The sequence below is a fragment of the Pantoea sp. CTOTU50773 genome (genome assembly GCF_032082325.1).
GTDB lineage: Bacteria > Pseudomonadota > Gammaproteobacteria > Enterobacterales > Enterobacteriaceae > Pantoea > Pantoea communis.
Genome location: NZ_DAMDQC010000114.1, coordinates 1 through 13,702, shown reverse-complemented (window position 1 = coordinate 13,702; position 13,702 = coordinate 1). Strand labels below are relative to the sequence as shown.

At 55.3% G+C, this 13,702-nt stretch carries 12 protein-coding genes and 1 riboswitch; of the genes, 6 read left to right on the top strand and 6 right to left on the bottom strand.

Annotated elements, in window-relative coordinates:
- Positions 1-439, bottom strand: a 439-nt coding sequence (locus RT340_RS16465; RefSeq protein ID WP_313377185.1) for a class I tRNA ligase family protein, incomplete at its 3' end; no start/stop codon positions are given.
- 142 nt (positions 440-581) lie between these two features.
- On the opposite strand from RT340_RS16465, the gene apbC reads away from it, so the two are divergent.
- On the top strand, positions 582-1,694 hold the full coding sequence (gene apbC / locus RT340_RS16460) for an iron-sulfur cluster carrier protein ApbC (protein ID WP_313377183.1): 1,113 nt from the start codon (positions 582-584) through the stop codon (positions 1,692-1,694).
- Here apbC and RT340_RS16455 read toward each other — a convergent pair.
- The gene (locus RT340_RS16455; protein WP_097116622.1) at positions 1,691-2,143 is read right to left on the bottom strand and encodes a GNAT family N-acetyltransferase; all 453 of its coding nucleotides are present in this window, start codon (positions 2,141-2,143) and stop codon (positions 1,691-1,693) included. The two genes, apbC and RT340_RS16455, sit on opposite strands and share 4 nt — an antisense overlap.
- 255 nt (positions 2,144-2,398) lie before the next feature.
- Here RT340_RS16455 and ahpC point away from each other — a divergent pair, with 255 nt between their 5' ends.
- From ahpC to fbaB, 5 genes are all read left to right on the top strand, one after another.
- Positions 2,399-2,962 (top strand): alkyl hydroperoxide reductase subunit C, encoded by a 564-nt coding sequence (ahpC, locus tag RT340_RS16450; RefSeq protein ID WP_034824884.1) that lies wholly within the window; start codon positions 2,399-2,401, stop codon positions 2,960-2,962.
- A 70-nt stretch (positions 2,963-3,032) separates the two neighbouring features.
- Positions 3,033-4,601 carry an alkyl hydroperoxide reductase subunit F gene (gene ahpF, locus RT340_RS16445; protein WP_182058693.1) on the top strand — a complete coding sequence of 523 codons (1,569 nt, stop codon included), beginning with the start codon at positions 3,033-3,035 and terminating at the stop codon, positions 4,599-4,601.
- A gap of 594 nt (positions 4,602-5,195) precedes the next feature.
- Positions 5,196-5,289, top strand: a riboswitch (TPP riboswitch).
- A gap of 33 nt (positions 5,290-5,322) precedes the next feature.
- The gene (gene thiM / locus RT340_RS16440; protein ID WP_313377179.1) at positions 5,323-6,108 is read left to right on the top strand and encodes a hydroxyethylthiazole kinase; all 786 of its coding nucleotides are present in this window, start codon (positions 5,323-5,325) and stop codon (positions 6,106-6,108) included.
- The gene (gene thiD / locus RT340_RS16435) at positions 6,105-6,905 is read left to right on the top strand and encodes a bifunctional hydroxymethylpyrimidine kinase/phosphomethylpyrimidine kinase (RefSeq protein WP_211728228.1); all 801 of its coding nucleotides are present in this window, start codon (positions 6,105-6,107) and stop codon (positions 6,903-6,905) included. Before thiM ends, thiD begins: the two co-directional genes overlap by 4 nt.
- Before the next feature lie 207 nt (positions 6,906-7,112).
- Positions 7,113-8,165 carry a class I fructose-bisphosphate aldolase gene (fbaB, locus tag RT340_RS16430; RefSeq protein WP_045832840.1) on the top strand — a complete coding sequence of 351 codons (1,053 nt, stop codon included), beginning with the start codon at positions 7,113-7,115 and terminating at the stop codon, positions 8,163-8,165.
- A 213-nt stretch (positions 8,166-8,378) separates the two neighbouring features.
- Here the strand turns inward: fbaB and RT340_RS16425 are convergent, their stop codons facing one another.
- The 4 genes from RT340_RS16425 to RT340_RS16410 form a co-directional block, all read right to left on the bottom strand.
- Positions 8,379-9,065, bottom strand: coding sequence for a GntR family transcriptional regulator (locus RT340_RS16425; protein ID WP_034824871.1), 687 nt, complete (start codon positions 9,063-9,065; stop codon positions 8,379-8,381).
- Between the two features lie 98 nt (positions 9,066-9,163).
- Positions 9,164-10,624, bottom strand: a complete 1,461-nt coding sequence (locus tag RT340_RS16420; protein WP_313377175.1) for a mannitol dehydrogenase family protein — start codon at positions 10,622-10,624, stop codon at positions 9,164-9,166.
- Between the two features lie 52 nt (positions 10,625-10,676).
- Positions 10,677-11,960: an MFS transporter gene (locus RT340_RS16415; protein ID WP_034824866.1), complete on the bottom strand. Its 1,284-nt coding sequence runs from the start codon at positions 11,958-11,960 to the stop codon at positions 10,677-10,679.
- A 173-nt stretch (positions 11,961-12,133) separates the two neighbouring features.
- The gene (locus tag RT340_RS16410) at positions 12,134-13,144 is read right to left on the bottom strand and encodes a Zn-dependent oxidoreductase (protein WP_313377172.1); all 1,011 of its coding nucleotides are present in this window, start codon (positions 13,142-13,144) and stop codon (positions 12,134-12,136) included.
- Positions 13,145-13,702 lie beyond the last annotated feature (558 nt).

Below are 13,702 nucleotides of genomic sequence, written 5' to 3'. Positions count from 1 at the left end.
GGCAGGTGCCTTTCACAAAACGGTCCGGCAGGAACATGCCTTTTTCCGGATCGTACAGCTGTGAAATGGTACGGTTCTTAATAAAACCGTTCTCTTTCAGACGACCGTAGATCAACTCTGACAGCTCACGGTTTTCATCGCCGTGCGTGGAGTGATAGTTGTCGTAGCTGATGTCGAAGCCAGCGAAGTCAGTTTCGTGCTCCTGCTTCATCTCGGCGATCATCTGCTCAGGTGGGATACCGAGTTGCTGGGCTTTCAGCATGATCGGCGTGCCGTGGGCATCGTCTGCGCAGATGAAGTAAACCTGGTTGCCACGCATTCGCTGGTAACGGACCCAAATGTCAGCCTGAATGTGCTCAAGCATGTGACCGAGATGGATTGAACCGTTTGCGTACGGCAGTGCGCACGTTACCAGAATTTTTTTAGCGACTTGAGTCATAGTTTGCGTAGCGTTCCGTGAATAAAAATCGGGCTTAGATGTTACCCGAAGCACCCTCTGGCGTAAACACAACTGGACGGCATCTGATATTATTGAAAGCACATCGCCGATATCTGGCGTGATGAAAACACAAGGAGTTGGGATGACTTCACAATCCCGGGAACATCATTCACCCGAAGCATTGCGCGCGGTAGTTATCGGCGTGCTGAGTGACTTTGAACATCCGACGCTGCATCACAATCTGACGACCTTGAAAGCCCTGAGCCATGTGGCACTGCTGGCCGGCAAGCTGCACATCGAACTGGTGATGCCGTTTGCCTGGGCCTCGGCTTTCGAAGAGCTGAAGGCACAAGTCAGCGCCGAACTGCTGCGTCTCACCCATGCTAGCGCCATCGACTGGCGTTTGCGCCACGACATTGCCACGCTGAAGCGCGTGAAAAATCATCCTGGCGCAACAGGTGTGAAGAACATCATTGCGGTGAGTTCCGGTAAAGGCGGCGTGGGCAAATCCAGCACCGCGGTGAACATGGCGCTGGCGCTGATTGCCGAAGGTGCGAAGGTCGGTATTCTCGATGCCGATATTTACGGCCCGTCGATTCCCAATATGCTCGGCACCGAGAGCCAGCGTCCGACCTCGCCGGATGGCACCCATATGGCGCCGATCATGGCGCACGGACTGGCGACCAACTCGATTGGCTACCTGGTCACCGATGAAAATGCCATGGTGTGGCGCGGCCCGATGGCCAGCAAAGCGCTGATGCAGCTGCTCAACGAGACGATGTGGCCGGATCTGGATTACCTGATTCTCGATATGCCACCGGGCACCGGGGATATCCAGTTGACGCTGGCGCAAAACGTCCCGGTGACGGGCGCGCTGGTGGTCACCACGCCACAGGACATCTCCCTGATTGATGCGCGTAAAGGCATTGTGATGTTTGAGAAGGTCAGCGTGCCGGTGTTGGGGGTGGTGGAGAACATGAGCATTCATATTTGCAGCGAATGCGGCCATCATGAGCCGATTTTTGGCACCGGCGGCGCGCAGAAACTGGCGGCGGATTACCACACGCAGCTGCTGGCGCAACTGCCGCTGCATATCAATCTGCGCGAGGATCTGGATGATGGTGAACCAACGGTGATCCGCCGTCCGGACAGCGAATTCACTGCACTGTATCGCCAGTTAGCCGGTCGCGTGGCGGCACAGCTTTACTGGCAGGGCGAAGTGATTCCGGCCGATATCGCCTTCCGCGCGGTTTAACGCTTCACTTTTCCGCTGGCGCGCGCCGTCAGCGGAAAATGCATCAGCACATATTTTCCTTGCTCGCTCTCACCGGTGGCTTCACGCTGCCAGCCATGTTTCAGGTAAAACGCCTGCGCTAACTCATTCAGCATCAGACATTTCAGCACGCCGGTTGAGGTAAAGCGCTTCTGCACTGCCTCCAGCAAGGCGCTGCCAACCCCACGGCCCTGAAAGTCGGGATCGACATACAGGCTGTGCAGGAAGTTGTCATTAGGAAGGATGCCCGCGAACCCGGCACGATGCCCATCGACCAACGCGACTAACACCGTCTCCCCCAAAATCACGCCATCCAGATCTTCCAGTGCCCAATCATCGCCATCCAGCCAGGTCCAGTTGTGACGACGTGCTGCCAGAAACAGTGTGCGCAGAAAAGGGCGGTCGGCTTCCTCAAATAATCGAATGTCCAAGCATGGGCTCCATCATAAACAAGATTAGGTAGCGTGGCGGTCGCTTTAAATGGCAACCCCAGGTAACACTAGCCGACGAAAAAAGATAAAGCCTGTCAAATCATCAGGCTTTCTGTGTAGAATGCCGCGGCAAGCCGCATGGAATCTGGCATCAGCACTTTGATAGCTTTTGATTATCTGATTGATAACGACTGCATATTAGAAGTTGGCCCGGAAAAACTGTAACTTGCATCACATCTTTTAACGGAGGTCACCATGTCCATCATTAATACCAAAATCAAACCATTCAAAAACGCAGCGTTCAAAAACGGCGAATTCATCGACGTAACCGAGAAAGACGTTGAAGGTAAATGGAGTGTATTCTTCTTCTACCCGGCTGACTTCACCTTCGTTTGCCCAACTGAGCTGGGTGACGTGGCAGACCATCACGAAGAACTGCAGAAACTGGGCGTAGACATCTACTCTGTTTCTACCGACACGCACTTTACCCACAAAGCCTGGCACGGTTCTTCCGAAACCATCGCAAAAATCAAATACGCGATGATCGGCGACCCAACTGGCGCACTGACCCGTAACTTCGAAATCATGCGCGAAGACGAAGGTCTGGCGGATCGCGGTACCTTCATTGTTGACCCACAGGGCATCATCCAGGCTATCGAAATCACCGCTGAAGGCATTGGCCGTGACGCATCTGACCTGATCCGCAAAATTAAAGCGGCTCAGTATGTGGCTTCTCACCCAGGTGAAGTTTGCCCAGCTAAATGGAAAGAAGGCGAAGCAACACTGGCTCCATCTCTGGACCTGGTTGGCAAAATCTAAGTCACACCCAGCCATTCGATCTTTCTCAATCGGGTGCTACGGCACCCGATTTTCTTGACAGGAACTCACTATGCTCGATACCAATTTAAAAACACAGCTCAAGGCTTACCTTGAGAAATTAACGAAACCGGTTGAGTTGATTGCCACACTGGATGATGGCGCTAAATCTGCGGAGATTCGTTCTCTATTAGCCGATATCGCGAGCTTGTCAGAAAAAGTCAGCTTCCGTGAAGAGAATGATCGTCCGGTTCGTAAACCCTCTTTCCTGATCACTAACCCAGGCAGCCAGAGCGGCCCACGCTTTGCCGGTTCGCCAATGGGTCACGAATTTACTTCACTGGTGCTGGCCCTGCTGCAGACCGGTGGACACCCTTCGAAAGAGTCGCAGAGTCTGCTGGAGCAAGTGGTTGCTCTGGATACCGACCTGCATTTCGAAACCTATTACTCGCTGTCGTGCCATAACTGTCCTGACGTGGTGCAGGCGCTGAACCTGATGGCGGTGCTGAACCCACGCATCAGCCACACCGCGATTGACGGCGGCATGTTCCAGAACGAAATCACCGAACGTAACGTGATGGGCGTTCCTGCGGTATTCCTGAACGGCAAAGAGTTCGGTCAGGGCCGTCTGAGCCTGGCGGAAATCGTCGGCAAAGTGGACACCAACGCTGAGAAACGTGCAGCAGAAGAGCTGAACAAGCGTGACGCCTATGAAGTGCTGATCGTCGGCAGCGGCCCAGCGGGCGCAGCGGCAGCGATTTACTCGGCACGTAAAGGTATCCGCACTGGCCTGATGGGCGAGCGTTTTGGTGGTCAGGTGCTCGACACCGTGGACATCGAAAACTACATCTCCGTACAGAAAACCGAAGGCGCGAAGTTGGCCGGTTCACTGCGTGCCCACGTCGATGATTACGATGTTGACGTCATCGACACCCAGAGCGCCATCAAGCTGATTCCTGCGGCGAAAGAGGGCGGTCTGCACGCGATTGAAACCGCGTCTGGCGCAGTGCTGAAATCACGCAGCATCATCATTGCCACTGGCGCACGCTGGCGCAACATGGGCGTGCCGGGCGAAGAGCAGTATCGCACCAAAGGCGTGACTTACTGCCCACACTGCGATGGCCCGCTGTTCAAAGGCAAGCGCACGGCAGTTATCGGCGGCGGTAACTCCGGCGTTGAAGCGGCTATCGACCTCGCGGGTCTGGTTGAGCACGTGACGCTGCTGGAATTCGCCAGCGAAATGCGCGCCGACAAAGTGCTGCAGGACAAACTGCGCAGCCTGAAAAACGTCGATGTGATTCTGAATGCGCAGACCACCGAAGTGAAAGGCGACGGCAGCAAAGTGACCGGGTTGAGCTACATCGACCGTAACAACCAGACCAGCCACGAGATCGCGCTGAGCGGCATCTTCGTGCAGATTGGTCTGTTGCCGAACACCACCTTCCTGGAAGGCGCGGTAGAACGTAACAAGATGGGCGAAATCATTATCGATGCCAAATGCGAAACCAGCCTGAAAGGCGTGTTCGCAGCGGGTGACTGCACCACGGTGCCGTACAAGCAGATCATCATCGCCAGCGGTGAAGGCGCGAAAGCCTCACTCAGCGCGTTCGATTACCTGATCCGCACCCAACCGGCTGAATAAGTTTTATTGCGATAGCCACGCAGCAGCCCCGTAACGGATGTTACGGGGCTTTTTTTTGCCTGTTTTTCATCCCAACCAACGCCGTGCTTCCGCATCGCTCACGTCGCGGTAATAAACTTTATGCAAACGTTCGCCGCAACTTTTACATCGAGCTTCAACATGGGTGGAAAAATAGTGGCGACCGGAAGGGCAAATAGCGCCTTTGCGCGAAATACGAATGTCGTGCCATTTATGGGCGTGCGGAATAAAGCTGAATAATTTTGAGATCATTATCGATTCCGGAATTGGATAGGCAGTGACTCTGTTCAAGTCCGGAGGGGGATTAGGCCTTGCTACGCCTGGCAGGGCGTTGATGTGCATCAATGAATATGGAGGCGCGTGTTGATTAGTCGATTTTTCAGTGATTAGAATAAATCTGGAAAATTCAGAAGAGAGTTAATTAATGATGATAATTGATCGAAACGGCTCTTTTTAAAATTTAGCCTGTCGAATTATTTTAACTATTTTGATTTAGTGCCGTTTTCAGCATCCTTCAAACGACCACGATTTACAATCCTTCACGCTCGCCTTATCCTGTGTGCGGCATGTTCACCATGCCATGACTCGGGGTGCCCCTGTTAAAGGGCTGAGATACACCCGCTGACCTGATCTGGATAATGCCAGCGTAGGGAAGTCAGATGCCTGACCGCATTCGCCTTCTTGATCGCCGGTTGGGAGTTTTATGACACAGCCTGACCTTCTTACCTCCGCGCAATTCGCGCAATCCCTGCAGCTGCTGCGTCAGCAGGCACCGCTGGTGCACTGCATGACCAATGACGTGGTGCAAACCTTTACCGCCAATGTGCTGCTGGCTTTGCAAGCCTCTCCCGCGATGGTGATCGATGCCGAGGAAGCCGCGCAGTTCGTGAGTTTTGCCGATGCGCTGCTGATCAACGTCGGCACCTTAACCCGCGACCGTCGCGATGCGATGCTGGCGGCGGTGCAGTCCGCCTCTAAAGTCGGCACGCCCTGGACGCTCGATCCGGTGGCCGTGGGTGCACTCTCATTCCGCACCGAATTCTGCCAGCAGCTGCTGAGCCTGCATCCCGCCGCGATTCGTGGCAACGCCTCGGAAATCCTCGCGCTGGCTAACCAGGCTGCGGGCGGGCGCGGCGTGGACAGCGTGCATCAGGCCGATGCCGCACTCAGCGCGGCGCAACAGTTGGCACAGGATTACCACACGCTGGTGGCGGTCACAGGCGAAGTCGATTACGTCACTGATGGCAAACGCACGCTGGCGATTCCAGGCGGCAGCCCGCTGATGACGCGCGTGGTCGGCACCGGCTGCGCGCTTTCCGCCGTGGTCGCGGCCTTCAGCAGCTTACCGGGCGACCGCTTGCAGCATGTGGCGGCGGCATGTCGCGTGATGTCGCTGGCGGGCGAGCAGGCGGCGCGTGCTGTTCAGGGGCCAGGCAGCTTTGTCGCGGCTTTCCTCGATAACCTCTGGACGCTGGAGGTTGCCGTATGAAGCGCATCAACGCGTTAACCATTGCAGGTACTGACCCGAGCGGTGGCGCGGGCATTCAGGCCGATCTCAAAGCCTTCTCCGCGCTGGGTGCGTATGGCACCAGTGTGATCACCGCGCTGGTGGCGCAGAACACCTGCGGCGTGCAGTCGGTGTATCGCATTGAACCCGATTTCGTGGGCGCGCAACTGGATTCGGTGCTGGACGATGTGCGTATTGATGCCGCCAAAATCGGCATGCTGTCGGAATCTGCGATTGTCGAAGTGGTGGCCGAGCGGCTGAAACGCGCCAGCCTGCCGTTTGTGGTGCTGGATACGGTGATGATTGCTAAGAGTGGCGATCCGCTGCTGTCGCCCGATGCGGTGGCCAGCGTGCGTGAACTGCTGATGCCGCAGGTGTCGTTGATCACGCCCAATTTGCCCGAAGCCGCTGCGCTACTGGGCCGTGATATGGCGCAGGATGAGAAAACCATGCTGATGCAGGGCGATGCGCTGTTGGATCTTGGTTGTGAAGCGGTATTGATGAAAGGCGGTCATCTCAGTGATGCCGAAAGTCCGGATTGGCTAATCACCCGCGCAGGACGTCAGCGCTTCACCGCACCACGCGTCAATACGCGCCATACCCACGGCACCGGTTGTTCGCTGTCCGCCGCTTTAGCGGCACTGCGTCCACGTCACGATAACTGGGCGGATACGGTGACCGAAGCCAAAGCCTGGTTGCAGCAAGCCTTGCTGCACGCGGACTCGCTGGAAGTCGGCAAGGGCATTGGTCCGGTGCACCATTTCCATCAATGGTGGTAGGGTTCTAAAACGGCCATTAAGGTGTGCCTCTGCGTTGCAGGATTCAATCTGAAGGCCGCCCATGGCAAGGTGGCAGAATTTTTTTACTGCGTATCCGTCTGAAAAATGGAGTCAGCAATTTGCCAGCCTGGCGCTTTTCGGTCCAGGCTGTTGGGGGCGAATCGGCCATTGCCGGTTCCATTCCAGCCATTTATTTCAGGAGCCAACATGACGGACATCGTACAGTTATTGGGCAAAGAAGCGGATTCACTTCTTCAACATCGCTGCATGACCATTCCAGCGGACAGCCTTTATTTACCGGGCGCGGATTTCGTCGATCGCGTAATGATCGATAACAATCGTTCTCCTGCCGTATTACGCAATATGCAGACCCTCTACAACACCGGTCGCCTGGCGGGCACCGGCTATCTGTCGATTTTGCCGGTCGATCAGGGCGTTGAGCACTCAGCGGGCGCCTCTTTTGCCGCCAACCCGGCTTACTTCGATCCGAAGAACATTGTTGAGCTGGCGATTGAAGCCGGCTGTAACTGTGTCGCCTCTACCTATGGCGTGCTGGCCTCGGTCTCACGCCGCTATGCACACCGCATTCCGTTTATGGTGAAACTTAACCACAACGAAACCCTGAGCTATCCCACCCAGTACGATCAAACGCTGTATGCCAGCGTCGAGCAGGCATTCAACCTGGGGGCGATTGCGGTGGGCGCGACCATCTATTTTGGTTCTGAGCAGTCACGTCGTCAGATTGAAGAGATCTCGGCTGCTTTCGAGCGTGCGCATGAACTGGGCATGGTGACCGTGCTGTGGGCCTATCTGCGCAATGATGGCTTCAAGAAAGACGGCGTAGATTACCATGCCAGCGCTGATTTGACCGGCCAGGCCAACCATCTGGCAGCCACCATTGGCGCAGACATCGTGAAGCAGAAAATGGCCGAGAACAACGGCGGCTACAAGGCGGTGAAATTCGGCCATACCGATGAGCGCGTCTACAGCAAGCTGACCACGGAGAACCCGATCGATCTGGTGCGTTACCAGCTGGCGAACTGCTATATGGGCCGTGCTGGATTGATCAACTCCGGTGGCGCATCAGCCGGAGACACTGACATTGCCGAATCGGTGCGTACTGCGGTGATCAACAAACGCGCGGGCGGTATGGGGCTGATACTGGGCCGTAAGGCGTTTAAGAAGTCGCTGAAAGAGGGCGTACAGCTGATTAATGCGGTGCAGGATGTTTATCTGGCGAAAGATGTCACAATTGCGTAATTGATTGCCCAAATCCCTTCCCGCAAGCGGGAGGGGAATCGGTCAGCGGAGTAATGATTGGGGATTGCTTGAGAGCATGGGGACGAAATCTTATCTGCAAAGCTCTCTATTGAGCGGCAACACGCGCTTCACTCGCTCGCCAATCGCACTTTGCTTGGGTCTCCCCCTTTATATGGGAGAGGACCAGGTTGAGGGCATCTAATCGCAGACAATCTAAGGCGCTTCAAACCATTCGCTATTACGCTCAGCAATCGGCGTAATGGTCAAAATCATTTCCTGCAGATGACGTCGCATCGCCGCTTCTGCCGCTTCAACATCTTGCGCTTTTAACGCCTGGTAGATGTTTTCATGCTGCTGAATCAGGCTTTCCGGTGGCGACACTTCACTCAGGGTCAGGAAGCGCACGCGGTCCATGGTGGCTTTAATGTTCTCCACCGTTTCCCATGCCAGCAGGCAGTTAATCCCTTCGGCAATCAGGCGGTGAAACTCATCGTCCAGCGCTAAGAATGCCTGGCTGTCGTGACGTTCAGCCGCCAGACGCTGCAACTGAAGATTGTGCTCCAGCGCCATCAAGCCCTCGGGAGTAATCTCCTGTGCCGCACGTCGCACCACGGCGATCTCCACCGCTTCACGAATAAAACGGCCGTCGGCCACACGCTGGGCGGAAATTTTACGCACGAAAGTGCCGCGCTGCGGCAGCACCTGCACCAGGCCCGCTTCCGCCAGTTTGATAAAGGCTTCTCGGACTGGCTGGCGCGACACATTAAAGCGCGCGGACACTTCTTTTTCCGACAGCAACGAGCCGGGATGAATGGCGCAGGTCACGATATCTTTGCGCAGATAACGATAGATCTGCTGATTTACGGGTTCGCTGGTGGTAATGGTATAGGCAATCGACATGCAGCAATATCCGTATTACGGCTGGCCTACGCCAGCCCGATGAGAAAGGTTCAGTCTAATCAGCACGCTGCATCTGCGCTACACATTTGTGAAGGCACTTATGCCTGTGTCACAAGGGCTTGTACCGTGGCGCGTGCACCTTGGGTATTAAGCTGGTTATACAACTCGGTGACGCGTGAGACAAAGGCGGTCTGATAACGTAAATCATCGCCAAATACCGCTTGTATCCGCAGTAAGGCTTCGACGCGCTGTGCACCCTCATCACTGTGCGCAACGATGCTCGCCAATTGTTCTTTCATTGGATCGCGAATCTCAATCGCCTGACCTTGCTCATCGACACCGCTCACGTAACGCATCCAGCCCGCCACACCCAGCAGCAGATAGTCACACGAGGTGCCGTTACGCAGATGCCAGCGCACGCTGTCCAGCAAACGCTGCGGCAACTTCTGCGTGCCATCGGTGGCAATTTGATAAGTGCGATGCTTGATGGCGCGGTTTTCGTAGCGAGCGATCAGCGAGTCGGCATAGGCGGTGAGATCCACGCCCTGAGTACGCAGCGTCGGCGCCTGATCCTGTAACATCAGCGCGCGCGCCGCCGTGCGGAAGTGGTTATCGGCCATGCAATCGCTGATGTGTTCGTATCCGGCGAGGAAGCCGAGATAGGCGAGGAACGAGTGGCTGCCGTTCAGCATGCGCAGCTTCATCTCTTCAAACGGTAATACATCACTGACCAGCTCAGCACCGGCATTTTCCCACGTCGGGCGGCCGTTAACGAAGTTATCTTCAATCACCCACTGGAAGAAAGGCTCGGCTTCCACCGCCACCGGCTCGCTGCTGCCTAAGCGCGCTTCCAGCGCATCAAATGCGGCATCGGTCATAGCGGGAACGATGCGATCCACCATGGTGGAGGGGAAGGTGATGTGCGTTTGAATGTACTCTGCCAGTTCGTGGCTATGGCGTTCTGCCAGCTGGGTGACGACGTTGCGCGTGACGTGACCGTTCTCTGGCATGTTGTCGCAGGACATCACGCTGAATGGCGTTAATCCACGTTCGCGGCGACGGATAATCGCCGCCAGAATCAGGCCCGGCAGCGAACGCGGCTGCGTGGGGTTTTTCAGGTCATGCACGATATCAGGATGATCCGGATTGAGCTTGCCGCTGGAAGGCATGTAGCAATAGCCTTTCTCGGTCACCGTCATCGAGACAATCGCCACATCCGGCTGGCTCATCGCCTCAATCACCGCATCAATGCCGTCGCCTTTGCCATGCAGCGCTTGCGTCACCACGCCAATCACGCGGGTGTGCAGGCTGCTATCGGCCATCTCGGTGAGGGTATAGAGCAAATCCTGTTGGCGCAGCGCCTGGATCAGTGCGCCGCTGTTGAGATTCACTTCGCAGTAGCCCCAGTCGCTGCCTTTCGTTGCCAGTTTATCGGTCGCGAGCGCCTGATGGGCACGGTGAAAAGCACCAAAGCCGATATGTACCATGCGGGTTTTTAACTGGCTGCGGTCGTAAGCGGGACGTTGGACGTCGGCGGGGAGGCGATCAAGTTCTAACATGCGTTTTCCTTTTAGCAAACGGGGCGCTGAGCGCCCCATTATGGTCAATCTGTTATGCGGACACCGGTTTATCTACGGTCTTTGGGCTGCGAATCACAAACAGCACCAGCATCGCACCAATCCCGGCGACACAGCCCGCCAGAATAAAGGCGCTGTCGAATTTACCGGTGTGCTGCACGATATAGCCTGTGACAATCGGTCCAACAATCCCGGACAGGCTACCAATCAGATGGATAAAGCCACTGATGCTGCCGACACGGCTTTTGTGCACCACATCCTGAATAATCGCCCAGTAAATCGCACCGGTGATGTAGAGGAAGAAGATGGAGATCGACATCATGATCACCGCGGAATTCACCTCTTTAATCGTTCCCGCCAGTGCTACACAGATGGCGGCAGCCAGCAGCGAGACCACCAGAACAATTTTGCGCGACAGCAGCAACTTGCCGGTGATGTTGAAAATCTTATCCGAGATCCAACCGCCCAACGCCAGGCCGACGAAGCCGACAATCCACGGGATCATGGTGGTGATACTCATGGATTTAATATCCAGGCCGTGCGCCTGCACCAGATAAGCCGGGAACCAGCTCAGGAAGAAGAACAGAATATAGTTGTAGCAGAAGAAGGCAAAAGCGGTGACCAGAATAATCGGCTGACGCAGGTAGTAACCCATGCCGTGCGCTTTGCCTGATGAATCGATGACATCAGCCGGTTCTTCCGCTTTCAGTTTCTCGACCAGCGCGCGCTCTTCTGCAGAGACTTTTTTGCTGCGCGCCGGGTTATCAGCGGCGAAGAAGAACCACAAACCCATCCACACCAGGCCAATCACACAGATCACCACGAACGCTGGACGCCAGCCAAATGACAACGCCAGATAACCCACAATCGGGCCTGCCACCGCGCCACCCAGCGGCGAACCGGCACTCAGCAAGCCCATTGCGGTAGCGGCTTGTTTTTTCGGGAACCAGCCGTTGATGGCCTTGTTTGCCGAGGCGCAGATTGGGCCTTCCGCCATGCCAAACAGCACGCGCAGAATCATCATCGACCAGAAACCGGTCGCCAGCGCGGTCATGCCGCAGAACAGCGACCACATACCGACGGCGGTGCCGAGCACGATAGTCGGGCCGAATTTATCGGTCGCCAGGCCACCGATAAAGTTAAACAGCGCGTAGCCAAAGAAGAAGCTACCGAAAATCATGCCGAACTGTTCGGCGTTGATCATCAGGTCTTTTTCTACTAGCGGCACAGTCAGAGAAAGGGCAATACGATCGAGGTAGTTGATCATATAAACCAGGAACAACAGCAGTACGAGGGTCCAGCGTAGATTCTTTAACATAGAAACTCCGTTTCCCCATCATGCTTCAATCTGTTTCTGTGTGGCCTGTTTAATCTCATCCCCTTCGGGGATTGAATCACTTGCCGCTTTGATACAGCCTGAAGCATTGAGAGGATTATTATATTTGCCGGCGGGTACGCACCGGATTAAGGACACTTGGTGTGAAGATTAACTTAACCCATGTGCAGAATCACTTTGCAGCAGGTGCGCGGATCTTTTTCGAACAGCGTCATCGCTTTTTCAATCTCGGCCAGCGGGAAATAGTGGGTGACTAATTTCTCTGGCTGAATCTGACCTTTCTCCATCCACTCAATCACCTGCGGGAAGCGATTGCTGTTCAGGCGCGAGGTAAACAGTGATAACTCTTTGCTGGTTAACGCCTGCTGCGTGATGCTGCAAGGCTCACCGGAGAAGCCGAGCAGGCCAATACGCGCCGCCGGAGAGGCGAGGGCAGCGGCTTCTGCCAGAATGGTCGGATGGCAGGCGGCATCGATGATCAATGTTGGCTGCACGCCTTCCAGCTGTGCGGCCAGCGGAATCTCACTGTTGTTGAACACCTGATCAGCGCCATTTTCCTGCGCCAGCGCCAGACGTTCCGGCAGACGATCCACCACCAGCACTTTTTCCACGCCGTAGACGCCTTTAAGCACCTGAATGGCGGTTAAGCCCATCGGGCCTGCGCCGTAAATCAGTGCCACGTCATTGGCCTGCGGTTTGAGGAAGGCGGTGATGTTCGCCGCGATGGTGAACGGTTCCACCAGGCTGGCGAGTTTGTCCGGAATAGAAGCGGGCAGAGTAAAAGCGTTTTTCGCCGGTGCCACCGCAAATTCGCTGAAACCACCGTCACGGTGCACACCGATTACCTGCAGTTCTTTACAGACGTTTGGGCGACCGATGGAGCAGGGGTAGCAGTGTCCGCAGCTGACGACCGGATCCACCGCCACACGCTCGCCGATACGCGCGGCATCCACGCCTTCACCCACCGCATCGATCAGGCCAAAGAATTCGTGGCCAATCACGCGCGGGTATTTGGCGAATGGGTTGTGGCCGTGCCAGATGTGCACATCTGAACCGCAGATACTGGCAAACTGCACTTTGACGCGCACTTCGCCTGCGGCTGGTTCAGGCAATGCGCGTTCTGCCACTACCAATTCACCCGGTTGTACAATTACGACACTTTTCATCATCTACTCCTTGCCAGATACACACTTAATTGGTGGATTTGGCAGCAACGGGAATGCAATGAATGAAAAATACGCTTGCTAATACTACCATACAAGTCGGCGTTAAAGAGTTGTGAAGAGAGTCACAGAGTGCAGGGAGAGGGAGCGAAGAACTGTGGCAGTTTGGAAGATGGGGCAGTGGAGTTGGAGTGGGGCTGAAATATGCAGAGATTTGAGATGTGGGACTTTCAGTTTGGGGTGAGATCCCAGGCAGGCCGAAGATATTCAAACAGGGTTGAGGTGTTGAGTGGGTTGCGATGTTCAGAGTGATATGAGGTCTTCAAGCTATGTTGGGGGGGGGATTGGGTTTGAGATGTTCAGGCTGTGATGAGATGTGCAGGTTTGGCTGAGATTTTCAGATTGAGCCGACAATGACTTTAGATAGGACATCGCCCAACTATTCCATTCATCGCCTCCCAAATTGCAGGCATAAAAAAAGCAGCCTGATAGGCTGCTCTTTTCAAGAATTTGGCTCCTCTGACTGGACTCGAACCAGTGACATACGGATTAACAGTCCGC